The organism is Burkholderia sp. BCC1208, assembly GCF_902833095.1.
Taxonomy (GTDB): Bacteria; Pseudomonadota; Gammaproteobacteria; order Burkholderiales; family Burkholderiaceae; genus Burkholderia.
Genome location: NZ_CADFDY010000001.1, coordinates 918,373 through 942,398, shown reverse-complemented (window position 1 = coordinate 942,398; position 24,026 = coordinate 918,373). Strand labels below are relative to the sequence as shown.

The following is a 24,026-nucleotide window of genomic DNA, read 5'->3' as shown; positions in this document are numbered from 1 at the left end:
GTTAGAATCTCGCGTTGCGTTGCGCTTGCAGCGCCCACGCGAAAGGCGTTCGCCGTCTTCGCTCCGAAACGATACGGATACATGGATCAATTCGCCAAAGAGACCCTGCCCACCTCCCTCGAGGAGGAAATGCGCCGTTCGTATCTCGATTACGCGATGAGCGTGATCGTCGGACGTGCCCTTCCGGATGTCCGCGATGGCCTGAAGCCCGTGCACCGACGCGTATTGTTCGCGATGCACGAACTGAACAACGACTGGAACCGCGCGTACAAGAAATCGGCGCGTATCGTCGGTGACGTGATCGGTAAATATCACCCTCACGGCGATACCGCGGTCTACGACACGATCGTGCGGATGGCGCAGGACTTCTCGCTGCGCTACATGCTGATCGACGGGCAGGGCAACTTCGGCTCGATCGACGGCGACAATGCCGCGGCGATGCGTTACACCGAAATTCGCATGGCGAAGATCGGTCACGAACTGCTCGCCGACATCGACAAGGAAACGGTCGATTTCGAGCCGAACTACGACGGCAACGAAACGCAGCCGTCGGTCCTGCCGTCGCGTATTCCGAACCTGCTGATCAACGGCTCGTCCGGCATCGCGGTCGGCATGGCGACCAACATCCCGCCGCACAACCTGAACGAAGTCGTCGACGCGTGCCAGCATCTGCTCGGCAACCCGGAGGCGACGATCGACGAGCTGATCGAGATCATCCCGGCGCCGGACTTCCCGACGGCCGGCATCATCTACGGCGTCGCCGGCGTGCGCGACGGCTACCGCACCGGGCGCGGCCGCGTCGTGATGCGCGCGGCCACGCACTTCGAGGAGATCGACCGCGGCCAGCGGATGGCGATCATCGTCGACGAGCTGCCGTACCAGGTGAACAAGCGCTCGCTGCTCGAGCGGATCGCCGAGCTCGTCAACGAGAAGAAGCTCGAAGGCATTTCCGACATCCGCGACGAGTCCGACAAGAGCGGCATGCGCGTCGTGATCGAGCTCAAGCGCGGCGAAGTGCCGGAAGTGGTGCTGAACAACCTGTACAAGGCGACGCAGCTTCAGGACACGTTCGGCATGAACATGGTCGCGCTCGTCGACGGCCAGCCGAAGCTGCTGAACCTGAAGGAAATCCTGCAGTGCTTCCTGTCGCATCGACGCGAAGTGCTGACGCGCCGCACGATCTACGAACTGCGCAAGGCCCGCGAACGCGGCCACGTGCTCGAAGGTCTCGCGGTCGCGCTCGCGAACATCGACGAGTTCATCGCGATCATCAAGGCCGCGCCGACGCCGCCGATCGCGAAGCAGGAATTGATGGCGAAGCCATGGGATTCGTCGCTCGTGCGCGAGATGCTGACGCGCGCCGAGAGCGAGAACGCGGCGGCCGGCGGCCGTTCCGCGTACCGTCCGGAAGGCCTGAACCCGGCGTTCGGGATGCAGACCGACGGGCTGTACCGTCTGTCCGACACGCAGGCGCAGGAAATCCTGCAGATGCGTCTGCAGCGCCTGACCGGCCTCGAGCAGGACAAGATCATCGGCGAGTACCGCGAAGTGATGGCACAGATCGCCGACCTGCTGGACATCCTCGCGCGCCCCGAGCGGATCACGACGATGATCGGCGAGGAGCTGACCTCGGTGAAGGCCGAGTTCGGCGACGCGCGCCGCTCGAAGATCGAGCTGAACGCGACCGAGCTGAACACCGAGGATCTGATCACGCCGCAGGACATGGTCGTCACGATGTCGCATGCGGGCTACGTGAAGTCGCAGCCGCTGTCCGAGTACCGCGCGCAGAAGCGCGGCGGTCGTGGCAAGCAGGCCACGCAGATGAAGGAAGACGACTGGATCGAGACGCTCTTCATCGCGAACACGCACGACTACATCCTCTGCTTCTCGAACCGCGGCCGCGTGTACTGGGTCAAGGTCTATGAAGTGCCGCAGGGCTCGCGCAACTCGCGAGGCCGCCCGATCGTCAACATGTTCCCGCTGCAGGAAGGCGAGAAGATCAACGTCGTGCTGCCGGTCAAGGAATTCTCGGCCGACAAGTTCATCTTCATGGCGACGTCGCTCGGCACCGTGAAGAAGACGCCGCTCGAGGCATTCAGCCGCCCGCTGAAGAAGGGCATCATCGCGGTCGGCCTCGACGATGGCGATTACCTGATCGGTGCGTCGATCACCGACGGCGCGCACGACGTGATGCTGTTCTCCGACTCCGGCAAGGCCGTGCGTTTCGACGAGAACGACGTGCGTCCGATGGGGCGCGAGGCGCGCGGCGTGCGCGGCATGCAGCTCGAGGAGGGGCAGCAGGTCATCGCGATGCTGGTCGCGGGCAGCGAGGAGCAGACCGTGCTCACCGCGACCGAGAACGGCTACGGCAAGCGCACGCCGATCACCGAGTACACGCGTCACGGCCGCGGCACGAAGGGCATGATCGCGATCCAGACGTCCGAGCGCAACGGCAAGGTCGTGGCTGCCACGCTCGTCGACGCCGAGGATCAGATCATGCTGATCACCACGGCTGGTGTGTTGATTCGCACCCGTGTTTCCGAGATACGCGAGATGGGGCGCGCCACGCAAGGTGTTACACTCATCAGTCTCGATGAGGGTACCAAGCTCTCTGGCCTGCAGCAGGTCGCGGAGGCCGAAGAGGGAGAGGGCGAAGCCGACGAGGCGTCGGACGGCGAAGCCTGAAGAACGGATGAGACTCTGGCCGCCGCGGGCGAAAAGCGCCGCGGCCGGCGAGCAACCATTCATATTTCCAAAAGGGAGTGATGATGCAAAAGCAATTCAAGCAACTGGTTCTGCTGGCTGCACTGGTGCCGACGTTCGCGATGGCGCAGGCGCTGTCGAATTCCGCACCGGCTGCTCCGGCGGCAGCTGCGCCGATCGACGCCGACAAGAAGGCAGCGATCAAGGATCTGCTCGACGCGATCGACGCGCCGAAGCTCGTGTCGGCAATCGGCAACAGCGCCGAAATGCAGGCCAAGCAGCTCGTGCCGGCGATCCTGTCGGACGCGCTGTCGGAAAACAAGTCGCTGAACGACAAGCAGAAGCAGGCTGCCGTTCCGACGCTGCAGAAGAACGCGGTGCCGAAGCTGGTCGACGGCGCAGGCAAGGTGTTCGGCACGCAACAGTTCCAGAGCGACGCGATGTCGGCTCAGTACGACGCATACGCGAAGTACTACAGCACGTCGGAGATCAAGGATCTGACGACGTTCTACAAGAGCCCGACGGGCCGCAAGTTCATCCAGGTTCAGGATCAGGTCGGCCGCGACGTGGTCAACGGCCTGATGCAGAAGTACATGCCGCAAGCGATCCAGGCAACGCGTACGCAGGCTGACAAGGAAGTCGCAGCAGTCAAGCCGGGCAAGTAAGCTGTCCGGGCACGCCCCCGGCCGTTCGGCCGGGTTTGGCGGGAGCCTGACGACAGTGCGATAATGGCCGTTTGCGCGCGAGCGCAAGCGGCCATTTCTTTTCTGGCGCGTTTTGCCGGCGGCGAGCCGGTCGCGTCCCTCCCGAGGTTTTCACGATGCGCGTCTTTAATTTCTCCGCCGGCCCCGCGGCGATGCCCGAGGAAGTGCTGCGGCAGGCCGCCGACGAAATGCTCGACTGGCACGGCAGCGGCATGAGCGTGATGGAGATGAGCCATCGCGGCAAGGAGTTCATGTCGATCCACGAGGCCGCGCTGACCGACCTGCGCGACCTGCTCGGCGTGCCGGCGAGCCACCGGATCCTGTTCCTGCAGGGCGGCGGCATCGCGGAAAACGCGATCGTGCCGATGAACCTGCTCGGCTCGCGCAAGACGGCCGACTTCGTCGTGACGGGTTCGTGGTCGCAGAAATCGTTCGGCGAGGCGAAGAAGTTCTGCACGCCGCATCTGGCCGCGACCGGCAAGACGGAGGACGGCTTCACGCGTGCGCCCGCGCACGCCGAATGGCAACTGTCGGACGATCCCGCCTACGTGCATCTGTGCACCAACGAGACGATCGACGGTGTCGAGACGTTCGAGATCCCCGATCTCGGCGACGTGCCGCTGGTCGCCGATGTCTCGTCGCACATCCTGTCGCGCCCGATGGACGTCGCGAAGTACGGCGTGCTGTTCGGCGGCGCGCAGAAGAACATCGGGATGGCCGGCGTGACGGTCGTGATCGTGCGCGAGGATCTGCTCGATCGCGCGCTGTCGATCTGCCCGTCCGCGTTCGAATGGAAGACCATCGCCGCGAACAACTCGCTGTACAACACGCCGCCCACCTACGCGATCTACATCGCGGGCCTCGTGTTCCAGTGGCTGAAGCGGCAGGGCGGCCTCGAAGCGATCGAGGCCCGCAATATCGAAAAATCGAAGCTGCTCTACGACACGATCGACGCGAGCAGTTTCTATCTGAACAAGGTCGAGCCGGCAGCACGTTCGCGGATGAACGTGCCGTTTTTCCTGGCCGACGAAACGCGCAACGAAGACTTCCTTGCCGGCGCAAAGGCGCGCGGGCTGCTGCAGCTGAAGGGCCACAAGTCCGTCGGCGGCATGCGGGCGTCGATCTACAACGCGGTGCCGCTCGAGGGCGTGAAGGCGCTGGTCGAGTACATGAAGGATTTCGAGCAGCGCGGCGCCTGACGGCGGCGCTGTTCAAACAGCACGGCAAAACGCATGGACGACGAACTGAATTCCCGCCTGAAACCGCTGCGCGACCGCATCGACGCGATCGACGCGCAGCTGATCGCGCTCCTGAACCAGCGCGCCGCGGTGGCGCTGGAGGTGGGCGAGGTCAAGAAGCATTTCAATGCGCCGGTGTTCCGGCCGGAGCGCGAGCTGCAGGTGATCGCGCGGCTGCAGGACATGAGCGCCGGGCCGCTCGCGGGCGAGCACATCAGCGCCATCTGGCGCGAGATCATGGCGGCGAGCCGCGCGCTCGAGCAGACGATCCACGTCGCGTTCCTCGGGCCGGTCGGCACGTATAGCGAACAGGCGATGCTCGAGTATTTCGGCCAGTCGATCGAAGGGCTGCCGTGCCCGTCGATCGACGAGGTGTTCCGCTCGGTCGAAGCCGGGGCGTCCGCATTCGGTATCGCGCCGGTCGAGAATTCGACCGAAGGCGCCGTATCGCGCACGCTCGACCTGCTGCTGCAGACCCAACTGGTGATCAGCGGCGAGCTCGCGCTACCCATCCATCACAACCTGCTCACGCAGAGCGGTACGCTCGACGGCGTGAAGCGTGTCTGCGCGCATGCGCAGGCGCTCGCGCAATGCCAGCAGTGGCTCGCGGCGAATGCGCCGCAGCTCGAGCGGCAGGCCGTGGCGAGCAACGCGGAAGCCGCGCGCCTTGCAGCGGCCGATCCGACCGTCGCCGCGATCGCGGGCGACCGCGCGGCCGCGCATTACGGCCTGCAGATCGCGTTCTCGCTGATCCAGGACGATCCGCACAACCGCACGCGCTTCGTGATCGTCGGCAAGCAGCCGGCCGGCCAGAGCGGTCACGACCAGACGTCGCTGATCGTGTCGGTGAAGAACGAGCCGGGCGCCGTGTTCAAGCTGCTCGAGCCGCTCGCGCGGCACGGCGTGTCGATGACGCGCTTCGAGTCGCGTCCGGCGCGCGTCGGCACGTGGGAGTACTACTTCTACATCGACATCGAAGGGCATCGCGACGATGCGGCGGTGGCGGCCGCGCTGGCGGAACTCGGCCAGAAGGCCGCGTTCCTGAAGATACTCGGTTCGTATCCACGCGCACGCTGACGGGCGGCGGCCCATCGCCTGCTTGCGCAGGCGTGGCGGCCGGGCGGGCAGGGCAGGCCGGTCGGCGCTGCCGAAGGCGGGTGCGGGCGGTATCCGGTGCAGGTGGCGCCGGGTGCGGGCCCGTTGCCCGGAATCTGGAATTCCGCATGCGGGGCATCGTTCCGCATGCGTAACTTGGCTCTTGTCGTGTCAGGCTTTGCATTCAACAAACTGGTCATCTTCGGCGTCGGCCTGATCGGCGGATCGCTGGCCCGCGCGCTGCGCGAGCGCGCGCCGGGCGGCGCGGGCGAGATCGTCGGCGTGGGCCGTTCGCGTGCGTCGGTCGAGCGCGCGCGCGCGCTCGGCGTGATCGACCGCGCGGCGGCGCTCGACGACGACGCGCAGGTGCGCGACGCCCTTGCCGGCGCCGATCTCGTCTTGCTGGCCGCGCCCGTCGCACAGACGGGCCCGTTGCTCGCGCGCATCGCGCCGTGGCTCGACGGCGCGACGATCGTCACCGATGCGGGCAGCACCAAGTCCGATGTCGTCGCGGCTGCGCGCGACGCGCTCGGCGCGCGGATCGCGCAGTTCGTGCCCGGTCATCCGATCGCCGGGCGCGAGTCGAGCGGCGTCGAGGCCGCGTTGCCCGACCTCTACGTCGGCCGCAACGTCGTGCTGTGCCCGCTGCCGGAGAACGCACCCGAAGCGGCGGCCCGGATCGACGCGATGTGGCGCGCGACCGGCGCCGACGTGCGCACGATGAGCACCGAACAGCACGATCGCGTATTCGCGTCGATCAGCCATCTGCCGCACGTGCTGTCGTTCGCGCTCGTCGAGCAGATTCTCGGCGAGGCCGACGCGGAACTGAAATTCTCGTACGCGGCCGGCGGTTTTCGCGATTTCACGCGCATCGCAGCGTCGAACCCGGAAATGTGGCGCGACGTGTGCGTCGCGAACCGCGCGGCGCTGCTCGACGAACTCGACGGCTACACGCGCGTGCTCACGCGGTTGCGCGCAGCGATCGACGCCGGCGACGGCGCGGCGCTCGAGGCCGTATTCACGCGCTCGCGCGCCGCGCGCAAGGCATGGCAGGAACGCGGCGGCACGCCCGCTGCCGAACCGGTCAAGAAATAACAGGACGATTCCCATGGACTACCTCGATCTCGGCCCGTACTCCAGCGCATCGGGCACCGTGCGCCTGCCCGGCTCGAAGAGCATTTCGAACCGCGTGCTGCTGCTCGCGGCGCTCGCCGAAGGCGAAACGACGATCACCAACCTGCTCGACTCCGACGACACGCGCGTGATGCTCGACGCACTCGACAAGCTCGGCGTGAAGCTCGCGCGCGACGGCGACACCTGTGTCGTCGCCGGCACGCGCGGCGCGTTCACCGCGAAGACGGCCGACCTGTTCCTCGGCAACGCCGGCACGGCGGTTCGGCCGCTGACCGCCGCGCTCGCGGTGAACGGCGGCGACTACCGCGTGCACGGCGTGCCGCGCATGCACGAGCGGCCGATCGGCGATCTCGTCGACGGCTTGCGCCAGATCGGCGCGCAGATCGACTACGAGCTGAACGAAGGCTACCCGCCGCTGCGGATCAAGCCCGCGACGATCTCGGTCGATGCGCCGATCCGCGTGCGCGGCGACGTGTCGAGCCAGTTCCTCACCGCGCTGCTGATGACGCTGCCGCTCGTGAAGGCGAAGGACGGCCGGACCGTTGTCGAAGTCGACGGCGAGCTGATCTCGAAGCCGTACATCGACATCACGATCCGGCTGATGGAGCGCTTCGGCGTGACCGTCGAGCGCGACGGCTGGCAGCGCTTCGTCGTGCCGGCCGGCGTCCGCTACCGCTCGCCGGGGCGGATCATGGTCGAGGGCGACGCGTCGTCCGCGTCGTACTTCCTCGCGGCCGGCGCGCTGGGCGGCGGCCCGCTGCGGGTCGAGGGCGTGGGACGGGCGAGCATCCAGGGCGACGTCGGCTTCGCGAACGCGCTGATGCAGATGGGCGCGAACGTGACGATGGGCGACGACTGGATCGACGTGCGCGGCATCGGCCACGATCACGGCAAGCTCGAGCCGATCGACATGGACTTCAACCTGATTCCCGACGCGGCGATGACCATCGCGGTCGCGGCGCTGTTCGCGAGCGGCACGAGCACGCTGCGCAACATCGCGAGCTGGCGCGTGAAGGAAACGGACCGCATCGCCGCGATGGCGACCGAGCTGCGCAAGGTCGGCGCGATCGTCGAGGAAGGCCCCGACTATCTCGTCGTCACGCCGCCGGAAACGCTCACGCCGAACGCGGCGATCGATACGTACGACGATCACCGGATGGCGATGTGCTTCTCGCTCGTCAGTCTGGGCGGCGTGCCCGTGCGGATCAACGATCCGAAGTGCGTCGGCAAGACGTTCCCCGACTATTTCGACCGCTTCGCCGCGCTCGCCAAGGCCTGAGCCGACTGTTCCGATGAAATCGACCCGACCCTTTCACCCGACTCCCGTCATCACGATCGACGGCCCGACCGCTTCCGGCAAGGGCACCGTCGCGGCGCTCGTCGCCGCCCACCTCGGCTTCCACCTGCTCGACAGCGGCGCGCTGTACCGGCTCGCGGCGCTCGCGAGCGTGCGCTACGGCATCGCGGCGGAGGACATCGACGCGCTGGTGAAGCTGATCGACGATCTGCACATCACGTTCCGCGAAGGTTGCGCGCAGCTCGACGGCGTCGACGTGTCGAACGACATTCGTGCCGAAGCGGTCGGTAACCGCGCGTCGGCCATTGCCGTGCACGGCCCCGTGCGCACCGCGCTCGTCGCGCGTCAGCGCGCGTTCCGCAAGACGCCGGGCCTCGTGGCGGACGGGCGCGACATGGGCACCGTGATCTTCCCGGACGCCGTGCTGAAGGTGTTCCTGACGGCCAGCGCCGAGGCACGCGCGACCAGGCGGCATAAGCAATTGATGCAAAAAGGTTTTTCTGCTAATATAGATGACTTGCTCCGGGATCTTCGTGAACGTGACGCGCGCGACAGCAATCGCGCGGCCGCGCCGCTGAAGCCTGCGGCAGATGCCAAGCTGCTCGATACGTCGGCACTTTCGGTCGATGAAGCCGTCGATCAGGTGCTGCAGTGGTACCGGGCGCTCGGCCAGCCTGCCTGAGAAGGCGGGCAGCGGTAGGTGCTCCGCGTCTGAGCGCGGAGCGTGTTTCGAACCCTTAACCCCGTGTGGTCTTCGATCTGGCCCTTTCAGCCTGCCATTCCGGCCGGCGTGGCACAGCGAGCCATGCACAATCAGATTTTTATGTCCGACCTGCAAACCTCCACCCCGAATACCGAATCCTTTGCGGCTCTGTTCGAAGAGTCGCTGACCCGCCAAGACATGCGCGCCGGCGAAGTGATTTCCGCCGAAGTCGTGCGCGTCGACCACAACTTCGTGGTCGTCAATGCAGGCCTGAAGTCCGAGGCTTACATTCCGATCGAGGAATTCCTGAACGATCAGGGCGAGGTTGAGGTGCAGTCGGGCGATTTCGTGTCCGTCGCGATCGACGCACTCGAAAACGGCTACGGCGACACGATCCTGTCGCGCGACAAGGCGAAGCGCCTTGCATCGTGGCTGTCGCTGGAAAAGGCGCTCGACAACAACGAGCTCGTCACCGGCACGATCACCGGCAAGGTGAAGGGCGGCATGACCGTGATGGTCAACGGCATCCGCGCGTTCCTGCCGGGTTCGCTGGTCGACACGCGTCCGGTCAAGGACACGACCCCGTACGAAGGCAAGACGCTCGAGTTCCGCGTGATCAAGCTCGATCGCAAGCGTAACAACGTCGTGCTGTCGCGTCGTGCAGTGATCGAAGCAACGCAAGGCGAAGAGCGCGCGAAGCTGCTCGAGACGCTGAAGGAAGGCGCGATCGTCAACGGCGTGGTCAAGAACATCACCGATTACGGCGCGTTCGTCGACCTCGGCGGCATCGACGGCCTGCTGCACATCACCGACATCGCATGGCGTCGTGTGCGTCACCCGAGCGAAGTCCTGTCGGTTGGCCAGGAAGTCACCGCGAAGATCCTCAAGTTCGACCAAGAGAAGAACCGCGTCTCGCTGGGCATCAAGCAACTGGGCGACGATCCGTGGGAAGGCATCTCGCGCCGTTACCCGTCGGGCACGCGCCTGTTCGGCAAGGTCACGAACATCACCGACTACGGCGCATTCGTCGAAGTGGAATCGGGCATCGAAGGCCTCGTCCACGTGTCGGAAATGGACTGGACCAACAAGAACGTCGCGCCGTCGAAGGTTGTCCAGCTGGGCGACGAAGTCGAAGTCATGGTCCTCGAGATCGACGAAGACCGCCGCCGTATCAGCCTCGGCATGAAGCAGTGCAAGCCGAATCCGTGGGATGACTTCAGCCGCAACTTCAAGAAGGGCGACAAGATCACGGGCGCAATCAAGTCGATCACCGACTTCGGCGTGTTCATCGGTCTGCCGGGCGGCATCGACGGCCTGGTCCACCTGTCGGACCTGTCGTGGAGCGAAGCCGGCGAAGAAGCCGTTCGCAAGTACAAGAAGGGCGACGAAGTCGAAGCAATCGTGCTCGGTATCGACGTCGAGAAGGAGCGTATTTCGCTCGGCATCAAGCAGCTCGAAGGCGACCCGTTCAGCAACTACGTTGCAATGAACGACAAGGGCTCGCTCGTCGACGGCGTCGTGAAGACGGTCGATGCGAAGGGTGCGGTCATCACGCTGACGGGCGACATCGAAGGCTACCTGCGCGCGTCGGAAATCTCGCAGGATCGCGTCGAAGACGCACGCAACGTGCTGAAGGAAGGCGACAAGGTCAACGCGATGGTGATCAACATCGATCGCAAGTCGCGCGGCATCAACCTGTCGATCAAGGCGAAGGATTCGGCCGAACAACAGGAAGCGATCCGTGGCCTGCAGTCGGACTCCAGCGCTGCTGCGACCGGTACGACCAACCTCGGCGCGCTGCTGAAGGCGAAGCTCGACGGCCAGAACCAGTAAGCCTTACGAGGTCTGCTGAAGTATGACCAAATCCGAGTTGGTCGCGCAGCTGGCATCGCGATTTCCGCAACTTGTCCTCAAGGATGCGGATTTCGCGGTGAAAACGATGCTCGATGCGATGTCCGACGCCCTGGCGAAAGGGCATCGCATTGAAATTCGGGGTTTCGGCAGCTTTGGCCTCAATCGTCGCCCGGCGCGCGTCGGACGCAACCCGAAGTCGGGGGAGAAAGTGCAGGTGCCCGAGAAGTTCGTGCCGCACTTCAAACCTGGCAAGGAATTGCGTGAACGCGTCGACGGCCGCGCCGGTGAACCGCTGAAGGCTGACGATCCGGACGACGAGCGTTGAGCGTCGTTCGGTGTGCCCGGAACCTGTCCGGCGAAGGCTGAAAAGAAAAGCGCCCCTTGCGGGCGCTTTTTTCATTTCCGGCAACCGATGCGCAACGCCGCGCACAGGATGTGCGCAGCCGCGGAAACGCTTCCTTTACAATACGGGTCGATTCGGTGCGACGAAGGGGAGTCGCGCGCCGCGGCAAACCTCAACAAAGAGAGGGCTTCATGAAGTTTATCGTCTGGCTGATCCGGGTATTGGTGTTCGTCCTGCTGCTGGTGCTTGCGCTGGCCAATACGCAAACCGCGACGCTGAATTTCGTTGCCGGCTACGCATGGCAAGCGCCGCTGATCCTGATCGGCCTGGCATTCTTCGCCGTGGGGCTGCTGGCCGGCCTGCTGTCCGCGCTGCCTTCGATCTTTCGTCTGCGCCTCGAAAACGGGCGTTTGAAGCGCGATCTGCGCGCGGCGCGTGAAACGCCTGCCGTCATCGACCAGCCGCCGATGCCGCCCGTCATTTAACCCGGACGCCGCGCGATCATCGCGCGGTTTTCGTCTCTGCTTCGATATTTCGCATGGATCTGGATTTCTGGTGGTTGCTCGCGATTCCGGTCGCATTCGCGCTCGGTTGGGCGGCGTCACGCTATGACCTGAAGAATCTCCTGTCGGAGAGTGCCAACCTGCCGCGTTCGTATTTTCGCGGCCTGAATTTTCTGTTGAACGAACAACCCGACAAGGCGATCGATGCGTTCATCGAGGTGGCCAAGCTCGATCCCGAAACGGTCGAGCTGCACTTCGCGCTCGGCAACCTGTTTCGCCGTCGCGGCGAGACCGACCGCGCGATCCGCGTGCACCAGAACCTGCTGAGCCGCACCGACCTGCCGGTCAACGAGCGCGACCACGCGCTGTACGAACTGGGCCAGGATTTCCTGAAAGCCGGCTTGCTGGATCGCGCGGAAGAAGCATTCCACAAGCTCGCGGACGGCGACTACGCGCTCGGCGCACAGCGGGCGCTGCTGACGATCTACGAGATCGAGAAGGACTGGAACAAGTCGATCGATACGGCGAAGCGTATCGAGTCGATGAGCGACAAGCCGCTCGGCATCGAAATCGCGCAGTTTCACTGCGAACTCGCGCAGGACGCACTGCAGCGCAAGAATGCAGCCGCGGCCGCGGAGCAACTGCGGCTCGCGCTGACCGTGAATCCGCAGAACGTCCGTGCGACGATTCTGTCCGGCGACGCGGCGGAAGCGGCGGGCGACCACGCGGCCGCGATCGAGCACTGGAAGCGCGTCGAAGCGCAGAATCCGGCCTATCTGCCGCTCGTGGCCGACAAGCTGATGAAGGCGTACGTCGCGCTCGGCAGGAACGTCGAAGGCGCCGAGCTGCTGATGGGGTACGTCGATCGTTATCCGTCGAACGACCTGCTCGACATCGCCTATCAGCATATCGCGGGGCTGCGCGGCCAGGATGCGGCGCACACGCTCGCGCGCACGCAGATGGAAAAGTCGCCGAACCTGTCGGGGATGCTGCACCTGCTCGATGCGCAGATCGCGGCGGCCGAGGAACCGCGCCGTAAGGAACTTGAAATGATGCTTGCGCTGATCAAGCAGCGCACGAAAAATCTGCCACGGTATACGTGCCAGAATTGCGGTTTCCGGGCACGGCTCTTCTACTGGCAGTGCCCCGGATGCAGCGGCTGGGAAACCTATGCGCCGCGCCGCGTCGAACCTGCGATGCCGGGCTGATCCCGGCACGCGGAGCCGACGCGCCGCGGTTGCCGCCGGGCTCGTCCCGGCGGCCAAGTTAGTCAATTACCGGGAAGTACCGGAACATCTATGAAAATCACCATCATCGGCACCGGCTATGTCGGCCTCGTCACGGGCGCCTGCCTCGCGGAGATCGGTCACGACGTCTTTTGTCTCGACGTCGATCCGCGCAAGATCGACATCCTGAACAACGGCGGGATGCCGATTCACGAACCGGGGCTGCTCGACATCATCGCGCGCAACCGCACGGCGGGGCGCCTGCGCTTCTCGACCGACATCGAGGCGAGCGTCGCGCACGGCGAGATCCAGTTCATCGCGGTCGGCACGCCGCCCGACGAGGACGGCTCGGCCGACCTGCAGTACGTGCTCGAGGCCGCGCGCAACATCGGCCGCCACATGACGGGCTTCAAGGTGATCGTCGACAAGTCGACGGTGCCGGTCGGCACCGCGCGGCGCGTGCACGGCGTGGTCGACGAGGCGCTTGCCGCACGCGGGCTCGCGGGCAGCGTCGCGCATCGCTTCTCGGTCGTGTCGAACCCGGAATTCCTGAAGGAAGGCGCGGCGGTCGAGGACTTCATGCGCCCGGACCGGATCATCATCGGCGTCGACGACGACGAGACGGGCACGATCGCGCGCGAGAAGATGAAGAAGCTCTATGCGCCGTTCAACCGCAACCACGAGCGCACGATCTACATGGACGTGCGTTCGGCCGAATTCGCGAAATATGCGGCGAACGCGATGCTCGCGACGCGCATCTCGTTCATGAACGAGATGTCGAATCTCGCCGACAAGGTCGGCGCCGACATCGAGGCCGTGCGCCGCGGAATCGGCTCCGATCCGCGCATCGGCTATCACTTCCTGTACGCCGGCGTCGGCTACGGCGGCTCGTGCTTCCCGAAGGACGTGCAGGCGCTGATCCGCACCGCGGGCGAGAACGGCCAGCCGCTGCGCATCCTGGAGGCCGTCGAGGCCGCCAACCATGCCCAGAAGGACGTGCTGATCGGCAAGATCGAGCAGCGCTTCGGCGCCGACCTGACCGGGCGCGAGTTCGCGGTCTGGGGCCTGGCGTTCAAGCCGAACACCGACGACATGCGCGAGGCGCCCAGCCGCCGCCTGATCGCCGCGCTGCTCGCACGCGGTGCGACCGTGCGCGCCTACGATCCGGTCGCCGTCGACGAAGCGCGGCGCGTGTTCGCGCTGGATTTCGGCGACGATGCGGACGTGCTGGCGCGACTGCATCTCGTCGACACGCAGGACGTCGCGGTCACGGGCGCGGACGCACTCGTGATCGTGACCGAGTGGAAGGAATTCCGCAGCCCCGATTTCACGCGCCTGAAGGCCGAACTCAAGGCGCCGGTGATCTTCGACGGGCGCAACCTGTACGAGCCGGACGCGATGGCCGAACTGGGCATCGACTACTACGCGATCGGCCGGCCGTATGTCGATCCCCAGTCGTTCTCCCGTGGCTAACGTACGATGAATACTCTTCGCGAAATCGTTCCGGTGCCGCGCGAGCAACTTGCGCGCTCGCGTGTGCTCGTCGTCGGCGACGTGATGCTCGACCGCTACTGGTTCGGCAACGTCGATCGCATTTCGCCTGAAGCGCCGGTGCCGGTCGTGCACGTGCAGCGTCAGGAGGAGCGGCTCGGCGGCGCGGCCAACGTCGCGCGCAATGCCGTGACGCTCGGCGGCCAGGCTGGGCTGCTGTGCGTGGTCGGTTGCGACGAGCCCGGCGAGCGGATCGTCGAGCTGCTCGGCAGCAGCGGCGTGACACCCCATCTCGAGCGCGATCCGGCCTTGCCGACCACGATCAAGCTGCGCGTGCTCGCGCGCCAGCAGCAGCTGCTGCGCGTCGACTTCGAGGCGATGCCGACGCACGAGGTGCTGCTCGCGGGGCTCGCGCGCTTCGATGCGCTGCTGCCGCAGCACGACGTCGTGCTGATGTCGGATTACGCGAAAGGCGGCCTCACCCACGTCACGACGATGATCGAGAAGGCGCGTGCGGCCGGCAAGGCGGTTCTGGTCGACCCGAAGGGCGACGACTGGGCACGCTATCGCGGCGCATCGCTGATCACGCCGAATCGCGCCGAACTGCGCGAGGTGATCGGGCAGTGGAAATCGGAAGACGACCTGCGCGCGCGCGTCGCGAATCTGCGTGCGGAGCTCGGCATCGACGCGTTGCTGCTCACGCGTTCGGAAGAGGGCATGACGCTCTTTTCCGCGGGCGGCGAACTGCATGCGCCGGCGCTCGCGCGCGAAGTGTTCGACGTGTCGGGCGCGGGTGACACCGTGATCGCGACGGTCGCGACGATGCTCGGCGCCGGGGTACCGCTCGTCGACGCCGTGGTGCTCGCGAATCGCGCGGCAGGCATCGTGGTCGGCAAGCTCGGCACGGCCACGGTGGACTACGACGAACTGTTTCACTGAGTGCATTCGGCGGCGCGACGAGCGCGCCGCACGAGTGGCTCGCACTTTTCAGGCAGGACGATCATGACCCTCATCGTCACCGGCGCGGCCGGTTTTATCGGCGCGAACATCGTCAAGGCGCTCAACGAGCGCGGCGAGACGCGCATCATCGCGGTCGACAACCTGACGCGCGCGGACAAGTTCCGCAATCTCGTCGACTGCGAGATCGACGATTATCTCGACAAGACCGAATTCGTCGAACGCTTCGCGCGCGGCGATTTCGGCAAGGTACGCGCGGTATTTCATGAAGGCGCCTGTTCGGACACGATGGAAACCGACGGCCGCTACATGATGGACAACAACTTCCGCTACAGCCGCGCGGTGCTCGATACCTGCCTCGCGCGGGGCACGCAGTTCCTGTATGCATCGTCGGCCGCGATCTACGGCGGCTCGACGCGTTTCGTCGAGGAGCGCGACGTCGAGGCGCCGCTGAACGTGTACGGCTATTCGAAGTTCCTGTTCGACCAGGTGATCCGCCGCGTGCTGCCGAGCGCGAAGAGCCAGATCGCGGGCTTCCGCTATTTCAACGTGTACGGCCCGCGCGAGACGCACAAGGGCCGCATGGCGTCGGTCGCCTTCCACAACTTCAACCAGTTCCGCGCCGAAGGCAAGGTGAAGCTGTTCGGCGAGTACAACGGTTATGCGCCGGGCGAGCAGACGCGCGATTTCGTGTCCGTCGAGGACGTGACCAAGGTGAACCTGTTCTTCTTCGATCATCCGGAGAAGTCGGGCATCTTCAATCTCGGCACGGGCCGGGCGCAACCGTTCAACGATATCGCGTCGACGGTCGTGAACACGCTGCGCGCGCTCGACAACCAGCCGCCGCTGACGCTCGCGCAGCAGGTCGAGCAGGGGTTGATCGAATACGTGCCGTTCCCCGATGCGCTGCGCGGCAAGTACCAGTGCTTCACCCAGGCCGACCAGACGAAACTGCGCGCGGCCGGCTACGACGCACCGTTCCTGACCGTGCAGGAAGGCGTCGACCGCTACGTCCGTTGGCTATCCGGCCAGGTTTAAACCGGCGCGTTGCATCGATAGACTGGGTCTCACGGTCGGCAGCCGCCGGCCGTTTTACTTCGGAGATCCAGCACATGATCAGGAAATGGTTTGCCGCAGCGGTCATGCTCGGCGCAGTGGCGTCGGCCTGGGCTGCCGTCGACGTCAACACGGCGAACGAGGATGCGCTCGTCGGCATCAAGGGCATCGGTCCGGCGCGGGCGAAGGCGATTCTCGACGAGCGCGGCGCACACGGGCCGTTCAGGAATGCGGACGATCTCGCCACGCGCGTGAAGGGCATGGGCGGGCATACCGTCGAGCGGCTTCAGCAGGAAGGGTTGACGATCGGCGCGGCGGCGGCCGCCGCGGGCACGACGCCGTCGGCCGCAGGCAAGCCGGCGGCAGCGAAACCTGCCGCCGCACCGGCTCGCACCGCGCAGAAGTAACGGGTCGCGCGTACCCGACAAACGGCTCCTTCAGTCGCCGTCGTTGCGACGGCTTCCCGCGGCATGCCGCGGGTTTTTTGCGTGGGGCGGCATGCGCGGCGATCGCGACCCGCGCGGCACGCGTATTCCATCGTTGCAATGGGGTTGCCGGCGCGCGTGCCGGTGCTGGTTTACAATCGACCGATTGATCGGCCTCGTACTCACGGTATATCCATGGCTTACAAAACTATCGAAGACACGATCGGCAATACGCCGCTCGTGCAACTGGTCCGCCTGCCGGACGACGAGATTCGTGCCCGCAACAACGTGGTGCTCGCGAAGCTCGAGGGCAACAATCCGGCCGGTTCCGTGAAGGATCGCCCGGCGCTGTCGATGATCAGCAAGGCCGAGGCGCGCGGGCGCATCAAGCCGGGCGATACGCTGATCGAGGCGACGAGCGGCAACACGGGCATCGCGCTCGCGATGGCCGCGGCGATCCGCGGCTACAAGATGGTGCTGGTCATGCCGGAGGATCTGTCGGTCGAGCGCCGCCAGAGCATGGCGGCTTATGGCGCCGAAATCATCCTGACGCCGGTGAAGGGCGGGATGGAGCTGGCGCGCGACCTCGCGGAGCAGATGCAGCGCGAAGGCAAGGGCGTGATCCTCGATCAGTTCGGCAACCCCGACAATCCCGTCGCGCACTACGAAGGAACGGGGCCGGAGATCTGGCGCGATACCGAAGGGCGCATCACGCACTTCGTGTCCGCCATGGGCACGACGGGCACGATCATGGGCACGTCGCGCTACCTGAAGGAACAGAATCCGGCGGTCGAGATCGTCGGTGCGCAGCCGGAAGACGGCTCGCGTATTCCCGGCATCCGCAAGTGGCCGGAAGCGTACATGCCGACCATCTTCGATCGCAGCCGCATCGACCGCGTCGAGAACGTGAGTCAGGCCGCGTCGGAAACGATGACGCGCCGGCTCGCGGCGGTCGAAGGCATCTTCGCGGGCATTTCGTCGGGCGGCGCATGCGAAGTCGCGATGCGCATCGCGCGTCAGGTCGAGAACGCGACGATCGTGTTCATCGTCTGCGATCGCGGCGACCGCTACCTGTCCACGGGCGTGTTTCCCGCCTGAGCGAGAGGGTGCGCGATTCGCGCATCGATAAAAAACGCCGCTTCCGCGGCGTTTTTTCTTTGGGCGGCCCGTGCTTACTGCGGCTGCGTCTGGGCAGCGGCGGGTGGCAGCGCACCGCTCGCTTCCATCTGCGCTTTCACGGCCTCGCCGAGCTGGTACACGGTGAGCGCGTAGAAGAAACTGCGGTTGTAGCGCGTCAGCACGTAGAAGTTCTTCAGGCCAATCATGTATTCGGTCGCGCGCCCCGGCGTCGGCAGATCGACCACGGTTACCGGCGTGCCGGCTTCGGTCGTGATGTTGACCGTCGGCTCGTTCAACGTCATGCCCGCGCGCAGCAGTTGCGACAGCGCCCAGTGCGGTTCGGGCTGGCCGTCGGCGGCGGCCTGTGCGATGCCCAGGCTGCCTGTATCGGGCGTGATCTGCCAGACCACCGGGCGGTCGGTTTCCCAGCCGTGCTGCTTCAGGTAGTTCGCGACGCTGCCGATCGCATCGACAGGACTGCTGCGCAGATCGACGTGACCCGTGCCGTCGAAGTCGACCGCATATTCGCGGATGCTGCTCGGCAGGAACTGCGGAATCCCGATCGCGCCGGTGTACGAGCCGAGCACGGTGGTGGGGTCGAGCTGGTTGTCGCGGGTCCAGACCAGGAAGTCTTCGAGGTTCTTGCGGAACGTGGCCTGGCGGCTGTCGCGATTCGGCGTGTCCGGGTAGTCGAACGTGAGCGTCGTCAGCGCGTCGAGCACGCGGAAATTGCCCATGTAGCGGCCGTAGATGGTCTCGACGCCGATGATGCCGACGATCACCTCGGGCGGCACGCCGAACTGCTCGGACGCGCGCTGCAGGGTGGCCTGGTTCGCCTTCCAGAACTTCACGCCCGCGTTGATGCGGATCGGCTCGATGAAGCGCGAGCGATAGACGCGCCAGTTCTTGACCGTCGGCGACGGGGCCGGCCTCACGAGCTTGACGGCCGTCGCCGAGTAGCTGATGCGCGAGAACAGCGCATGCAGGCTCGCCGAATCGAAGCCGTTGCGGCTCACCATCTCGTCGATGAACGCGTCGACCTTCGCGTTGTTCGCATAACGCTGCGGAACGATTTCCTCTTCGAAGGTCTGGCCTTGCGGCGTCGGCTGCTGCGGCTGGGCCTGGGCGACGAGCGTGCCGGCGGGCTTCGCGGGCTGCGTCTGCGCCACGGCCGGCGCGGTGCCGAGGGCCGCGGCGAGGGCAGCGGCGACGAGCGGAGCGCGAACGCGAAACAGCGCGGAGAGAAGGACGGCAGGCTTGCTGGGATTCATGTCGAAGCGGGCGGACAGGGCGATTGTGTTCGGCGCAGTATACCCGACGCATCCGGCGCGCCGGGCCGATGTCGGCCCTCGTTGTGGTAAGTTAGCGGCGAATTCGCGGCAGACGATGGACATCATTGAGGGAGACCTGCGACGCACCGTGCGCCGCGGATGACAGCTTATGGCAACCGCTTTCTATACGCACCCCGACTGCATGCTGCACGAGATGGGGGAATGGCATCCGGAATGTCCGGCGCGCCTGTCGGCGATCCAGGATCAACTGATTGCGAGCCGCATCGACGACCTGATCGTGCACGAAACCGCGCCGTTCGCGAGCGAGGTCGCGCTGGGCCGTGTGCACACGCAGGCGCACATCGACTACATCCGGAGCATGACGCCGGTCGACGGTTACGTCGAGATCGATCCCGACACGCTGATGAATCGCGACACGTGGCGCGCGGCACTGCGTGCGGCCGGCGCCGCGATCGCGGCGACCGACGCGGTGATCGAAGGCCGCTATGCGAATGCGTTCTGCGGCGTCCGTCCGCCCGGCCACCATGCGGAGCCTGCGCGCGCGATGGGCTTCTGCTTCTTCAACAACGTCGCGATCGCCGCACGGCACGCGCTCGACGTGCATGGCATCGAGCGTGTCGCGATCATCGATTTCGACGTGCATCACGGCAACGGCACCGAGGCGGCGTTCGCGAATGACGAGCGCGTGCTGATGTGCAGCTTCTTCCAGCATCCGCTGTATCCGTTCTCGGGCGTCGATCATCAGGCGCCGAACATGGTCAATCTGCCGATGCCGGCACGCAGCAACGGCATGGCGATCCGCGAAGCCGTCGACATGTTCTGGCTGCCGCGCCTCGACGCGTTCAAGCCGCAGATGCTGTTCGTGTCGGCCGGCTTCGATGCGCATCGCGAGGACGACATCGGCAATCTCGGCCTCGTCGAAGCCGACTTCGAATGGCTGACCGCGCGGATCGTCGACGTGGCGCGCCGGCATGCGCTGGGCCGTATCGTCAGCTGCCTCGAGGGCGGCTACAACCTGTCCGCGCTCGGGCGCAGCGTCGTCGCGCACCTGCGCGTGCTGGCCGGTATCTGATTTCCGCTTGACCGGCCGGGCCGGGCGCGCTCAACGCGCCGGCACGCGCGCATGAATCCAGGCGATCAGCGCGTCGATCACGCGGTCGCGTTCGAGATCGTTCATCGTTTCATGGAAGCCGCCTTCGTACAGCGTCAGCGTACGATCGGGCGAGCCCACACGCGCGCCGAACGCGCGGCTGCCATCGGGTTCGGTCAGCTCGTCCTCGGTGCCGTGATAGACGAGCACCGGCACGCGTAGCGCGCCGCGGCCGTTCTCGATGCGCGCCATCGCATCGAGGATTTCCGCGCCAGTGCGTGCGGGCACGGCGCCGTGATGCACGAGCGGGTCGGCGCGATTGGCCGCGACGACGGCCGGATCGCGCGACAGCAGGGCCGCATCGATCTTGATCGCGGGGAAAGTGGGCCACGCACGGCTGATGAGGCGGCTGACCGCAAGCATCCAGCGCGGCACGTCGCGCCCCGGTGCAAGCGCCGGGCTCGACAGCACGAGGCCGGCCAGTGCGTGGCCGCGAGCCGGTGCACGCTCGATCGCATAGAGCGCCGCGACCGCGCCGCCCATGCTGTGCCCCATCAGGAACAGCGGCGCATCGCCGCGCGCGGCTTCGGCGACCAGTGCATCCGCATCGTTCAGGTAGCCGTCGAAACGCTCGACCCATACGCGTTTGCCGGGCGACTGGCCATGCCCGCGCAGATCGATCGCAAGCACGTCGACGCCGGCTGCGTTCAGCCGACCGGCGAGCGCGGCATAGCGGCCCGCGTGTTCGGCGAGGCCGTGCACCAGCGCGATCGTCGCGCGCGGCGGCGCGCTGCCGTCGCCGGCCGGCCAGCGGTACGACGCCAGTTCGAGCCCGTCCGCGGTACGCAGCCGGCCCATGTGCGGCGCCGATCCGGCGGTGGCGGCGGGTACGGCGGCCGGCGTGGTGGTGGCGCTCATCGGGCGTGTCTCCGGTTCGTTGGCAAGTGTGTTCCCGATCATAGTCGCGGCCTTCCCGCGCGGGCGAAGCGGCGCTCCTCTAATTTCGTCTGGTTATGAAAAGATCGAAATCGATTATTAAGGGGAATGAGGGGTTTGCGGTAAAATCGCCGGCTATTCCAGATGCATCGGCGGCCGACTGGCGGGCCAACTCGCCGGCCGGCCGCCGTTTTGTTTACATGATCGAATTACGCAATCTTTCGCAGCGTTTCCCCGGCCCGGGCGGCTGGGTCGAAGCGTTGCGCAACGTCAACCTGACGATCCCGCAAGGCGAGGTGTTCGGCATCATCGGCCGAAGCGGCGCCGGCAAGAGCACGCTCGTGCGCACCATCAACCTGCTCACGCGGCCGACCGAAGGCAACGTCGTCGTCGGCGGGCGCGATCTGATGCTGCTGTCGGCCGGTGCGCTGCGCGAGGCACGCCGCGAGATCGGCATGATCTTCCAGCACTTCAACCTGCTGTCGTCGCGCACGGTGTTCGACAACGTCGCGCTGCCGCTCGAGCTGGCCGGCGCGAGCCGTGCCGAGATCGAGGCCGCCGTGTTGCCGCTGCTCGACCTGGTCGGGCTGTCCGCGCAGAAGGATCGCTATCCGGCGCAGATCAGCGGTGGCCAGAAGCAGCGCGTCGGCATCGCCCGCGCGCTGGCGAGCCAGCCGAAGGTGCTGCTGTCGGACGAAGCGACGTCCGCGCTCGATCCCGAAACCACGCGTTCGATCCTCGATCTGCTGAAGCGCATCAACCGCGAGCTCGGCCTGACGATCGTGCTGATCACGCACCAGATGGAAGTGATCAAGCAGGTCTGCGATCGCGTCGCGGTGCTCGACGCGGGGCGCGTGGTCGAGGAAGGCCGCGTGATCGACGTATTCCTGCAGCCGCATCACGAAGTGACGCGCGCGCTGATCGGCGACGTGATCGCGCAGGAACTGCCGCCTGCCATGAAGGCGCGCGTGGCCGAGCGGCTGAAGACGGGCAGCGGGCATCTGCTGCGGCTCGCGTTCACGGGCTCGGGTGTCGACCAGCCGATCCTGTCGGAGACGATCCGCCGGTACGAACTCGATTTCAACATCCTGCACGGCCAGATCGACGAGATCCAGGGGCAGGCATTCGGTTCGCTCGCGGTGCTCGCGGGCGGCGAGCCGGGCAAGGTCGGGCAGGCGCTCGCGTTCCTGCGCGAGCAAGGTGTGGTGGTAGAGGAGCTTTCGTATGTTGAGTGAGATGTTCGATATGTTCGTGCAGTCGTTCTGGGAGACGCTGATCATGGTCGGCATCTCCGGGGCGGTCGGCGCGCTCGTCGGCCTGCCGCTCGGCGTGCTGCTCTACCTGACCGACCGCCAGGGCGTGCTGCAGAACCTGGCGGTGAATCGCGTGCTCGGCGGCATCGTGAACGCGGTCCGCTCGACGCCGTTCATCATCCTGCTGGTCGCGGTGATTCCGTTCACGCGGCTCGTCACCGGTTCGTCGATCGGCACGGCCGCGGCGGTCGTGCCGCTGACGCTCGCGGCCGCGCCGTTCATCGCACGTCTCGTCGAAACGGCGCTGCGCGAGGTCGACCGCGGGCTGATCGAGGCCGCGCAGTCGATGGGCGCGACCACGTCGCAGATCGTATTCAAGGTGCTGTTGCCCGAATCGCTGCCGGGCGTCGTCGCGGGCCTGACGATCACGTTCGTGTCGCTGGTCGGTTATTCGGCGATGGCGGGCGCGATCGGCGGCGGCGGGCTCGGCGATCTCGGGATCCGCTACGGCTACCAGCGCTATCTGCCGGAAGTGATGTGGACGGTCGTCGCGATCCTGATCGTGTTCGTGCAGATCGTGCAATCGTTCGGCGACTGGCTGGTGCGCCGGCTGAGCCACAAATAAGACCAAACCGATTCGACAGGGGAAGACACGATGCAACGACGCTTCATGCTGAAGTTTGCGGCGGCGCTGGGTGCGGCCGCGCTGTTCGCGGGCGCGCATGCCCAGGCCGAAACCATCAAGGTGGGTGTGACGGGCGGCCCGCACGCGCAGATCATGGAAGTGGTGAAGAAGGTCGCGGCGAAGAACGGCCTGGAGATTCGCATCGTCGAATTCTCCGATTACGTGCAGCCGAACGCCGCGCTCGCGTCGGGCGACCTCGACGCGAACAGCTACCAGCACGATCCGTATCTGCAGGCGCAGGTGAAGGATCGCGGCTACAAGCTGATCAAGGTCGCGGACACCGTCACGTTCCCGATGGGCATCTATTCGAAGCGCCTGAAGTCGCTCGCCGAACTGAAGCCGGGCGCGCGCGTCGCGGTGCCGAACGATCCGACCAACGGCGGCCGCGCGCTGCTGTTGCTGCAGAAGCAGGAGCTGCTGAAACTGCGCGCAGACGCGGGGCTGAAGGCGACGCCGCTCGATATCGTCGACAATCCGCGCAAGCTGAAGATCGTCGAGCTCGACGCGGCGCAGATCCCGCGCTCGCTCGGCGACGTCGACGCGGCCGCGATCAATACCAACTACGCGATGGAAGCGGGGTTGAAACCGAAGCAGGACGCGATCGCGATCGAGGGCCCGAACGGCCCGTACGCGAACATCCTCGCGATCCGCGAAGCGGACCGGAACAAGCCGTGGGTCGCCAAGCTGATTGCCGCGTATCACTCGGCCGACGTGAAGCAGTTCATCGAAGGCAAGTTCGGCGGCGCGGTCATTGCTGCCTGGTAACGGGCGCAGCACGGACGCCCGGCGGGATTAGAGTCGATGATCGAAAACCCGGGCTTTGCGTCCGGGTTTTTTCTCTTTTAAAATAGAACGACCGTTCGCTATCATTGGCGCGTCGCCAAGAAGCGGTATCCTCGACAACCATGATGGTTGGGTCCGC

At 65.9% G+C, this 24,026-nt stretch carries 22 protein-coding genes; 20 read left to right on the top strand and 2 right to left on the bottom strand.

The genetic code is table 11. The features are described 5' to 3' along the window. The first annotated feature begins 81 nt into the window (after nt 1-81). The 16 genes from gyrA to cysM all read left to right on the top strand — a co-directional run bounded on the left by gyrA (nt 82) and on the right by cysM (nt 17,827). The gene (gene gyrA / locus HWX09_RS04275; RefSeq protein ID WP_027783860.1) at nt 82-2,685 is read left to right on the top strand and encodes a DNA gyrase subunit A; all 2,604 of its coding nucleotides are present in this window, start codon (nt 82-84) and stop codon (nt 2,683-2,685) included. Nucleotides 2,686-2,768: 83 nt separating this feature from the next. Then, nucleotides 2,769-3,368 (top strand): DUF2059 domain-containing protein, encoded by a 600-nt coding sequence (locus HWX09_RS04270; RefSeq protein ID WP_027783861.1) that lies wholly within the window; start codon nt 2,769-2,771, stop codon nt 3,366-3,368. 155 nt (nt 3,369-3,523) lie between these two features. Next, nucleotides 3,524-4,606: a 3-phosphoserine/phosphohydroxythreonine transaminase gene (gene serC, locus HWX09_RS04265; protein ID WP_027783862.1), complete on the top strand. Its 1,083-nt coding sequence runs from the start codon at nt 3,524-3,526 to the stop codon at nt 4,604-4,606. A gap of 33 nt (nt 4,607-4,639) precedes the next feature. After that, entirely contained in the window at nt 4,640-5,722 is a 1,083-nt protein-coding gene (gene pheA / locus HWX09_RS04260) for a prephenate dehydratase (protein WP_027783863.1), read from the top strand. 186 nt (nt 5,723-5,908) lie between these two features. Then, nucleotides 5,909-6,835, top strand: coding sequence for a prephenate dehydrogenase/arogenate dehydrogenase family protein (locus HWX09_RS04255; protein ID WP_027783864.1), 927 nt, complete (start codon nt 5,909-5,911; stop codon nt 6,833-6,835). Between the two features lie 13 nt (nt 6,836-6,848). Next, complete coding sequence (aroA, locus tag HWX09_RS04250) at nt 6,849-8,153, top strand: 3-phosphoshikimate 1-carboxyvinyltransferase (RefSeq protein WP_027783865.1); 1,305 nt, start codon at nt 6,849-6,851, stop codon at nt 8,151-8,153. A 13-nt stretch (nt 8,154-8,166) separates the two neighbouring features. Then, nucleotides 8,167-8,853, top strand: a complete 687-nt coding sequence (cmk, locus tag HWX09_RS04245; RefSeq protein WP_006476573.1) for a (d)CMP kinase — start codon at nt 8,167-8,169, stop codon at nt 8,851-8,853. A 123-nt stretch (nt 8,854-8,976) separates the two neighbouring features. Beyond that, a complete protein-coding gene (gene rpsA / locus HWX09_RS04240; protein WP_306427307.1) occupies nt 8,977-10,707 on the top strand; it encodes a 30S ribosomal protein S1 in 1,731 nt (576 codons plus the stop codon). Nucleotides 10,708-10,729: 22 nt separating this feature from the next. After that, nucleotides 10,730-11,053, top strand: a complete 324-nt coding sequence (locus HWX09_RS04235; RefSeq protein ID WP_006486894.1) for an integration host factor subunit beta — start codon at nt 10,730-10,732, stop codon at nt 11,051-11,053. A 209-nt stretch (nt 11,054-11,262) separates the two neighbouring features. Further along, on the top strand, nt 11,263-11,556 hold the full coding sequence (locus tag HWX09_RS04230) for a LapA family protein (protein ID WP_012328123.1): 294 nt from the start codon (nt 11,263-11,265) through the stop codon (nt 11,554-11,556). Between the two features lie 53 nt (nt 11,557-11,609). Further along, a complete protein-coding gene (gene lapB, locus HWX09_RS04225; RefSeq protein WP_027783867.1) occupies nt 11,610-12,782 on the top strand; it encodes a lipopolysaccharide assembly protein LapB in 1,173 nt (390 codons plus the stop codon). Between the two features lie 90 nt (nt 12,783-12,872). Continuing rightward, nucleotides 12,873-14,273, top strand: a complete 1,401-nt coding sequence (locus HWX09_RS04220) for a UDP-glucose/GDP-mannose dehydrogenase family protein (protein ID WP_027783868.1) — start codon at nt 12,873-12,875, stop codon at nt 14,271-14,273. Between the two features lie 6 nt (nt 14,274-14,279). Then, the gene (rfaE1, locus tag HWX09_RS04215; protein WP_051421387.1) at nt 14,280-15,230 is read left to right on the top strand and encodes a D-glycero-beta-D-manno-heptose-7-phosphate kinase; all 951 of its coding nucleotides are present in this window, start codon (nt 14,280-14,282) and stop codon (nt 15,228-15,230) included. Between the two features lie 63 nt (nt 15,231-15,293). Then, a complete protein-coding gene (rfaD, locus tag HWX09_RS04210) occupies nt 15,294-16,286 on the top strand; it encodes an ADP-glyceromanno-heptose 6-epimerase (protein WP_027783869.1) in 993 nt (330 codons plus the stop codon). Nucleotides 16,287-16,360: 74 nt separating this feature from the next. Further along, a complete protein-coding gene (locus HWX09_RS04205) occupies nt 16,361-16,711 on the top strand; it encodes a helix-hairpin-helix domain-containing protein (protein WP_027783870.1) in 351 nt (116 codons plus the stop codon). Between the two features lie 213 nt (nt 16,712-16,924). Beyond that, a complete protein-coding gene (gene cysM / locus HWX09_RS04200) occupies nt 16,925-17,827 on the top strand; it encodes a cysteine synthase CysM (RefSeq protein ID WP_027783871.1) in 903 nt (300 codons plus the stop codon). A 74-nt stretch (nt 17,828-17,901) separates the two neighbouring features. Here the strand turns inward: cysM and mltB are convergent, their stop codons facing one another. Further along, nucleotides 17,902-19,245, bottom strand: a complete 1,344-nt coding sequence (gene mltB, locus HWX09_RS04195) for a lytic murein transglycosylase B (protein WP_080681323.1) — start codon at nt 19,243-19,245, stop codon at nt 17,902-17,904. A 43-nt stretch (nt 19,246-19,288) separates the two neighbouring features. Here mltB and HWX09_RS04190 point away from each other — a divergent pair, with 43 nt between their 5' ends. Beyond that, nucleotides 19,289-20,212 carry a histone deacetylase family protein gene (locus HWX09_RS04190; RefSeq protein WP_027783873.1) on the top strand — a complete coding sequence of 308 codons (924 nt, stop codon included), beginning with the start codon at nt 19,289-19,291 and terminating at the stop codon, nt 20,210-20,212. Nucleotides 20,213-20,242: 30 nt separating this feature from the next. Here the strand turns inward: HWX09_RS04190 and HWX09_RS04185 are convergent, their stop codons facing one another. Further along, nucleotides 20,243-21,148, bottom strand: coding sequence for an alpha/beta hydrolase (locus HWX09_RS04185; protein WP_027783874.1), 906 nt, complete (start codon nt 21,146-21,148; stop codon nt 20,243-20,245). Nucleotides 21,149-21,366: 218 nt separating this feature from the next. Between HWX09_RS04185 and HWX09_RS04180 the strand changes: the two genes are divergently transcribed. From HWX09_RS04180 to HWX09_RS04170, 3 genes are read left to right on the top strand one after another with little or no spacing between them, the layout of a single operon-like run. Continuing rightward, entirely contained in the window at nt 21,367-22,401 is a 1,035-nt protein-coding gene (locus HWX09_RS04180) for a methionine ABC transporter ATP-binding protein (protein WP_027783875.1), read from the top strand. Next, a complete protein-coding gene (locus HWX09_RS04175; protein WP_006486982.1) occupies nt 22,391-23,044 on the top strand; it encodes a methionine ABC transporter permease in 654 nt (217 codons plus the stop codon). The genes HWX09_RS04180 and HWX09_RS04175 overlap by 11 nt, the downstream gene beginning before the upstream one ends. A gap of 30 nt (nt 23,045-23,074) precedes the next feature. Then, the gene (locus HWX09_RS04170; RefSeq protein WP_027783876.1) at nt 23,075-23,869 is read left to right on the top strand and encodes a MetQ/NlpA family ABC transporter substrate-binding protein; all 795 of its coding nucleotides are present in this window, start codon (nt 23,075-23,077) and stop codon (nt 23,867-23,869) included. Nucleotides 23,870-24,026 lie beyond the last annotated feature (157 nt).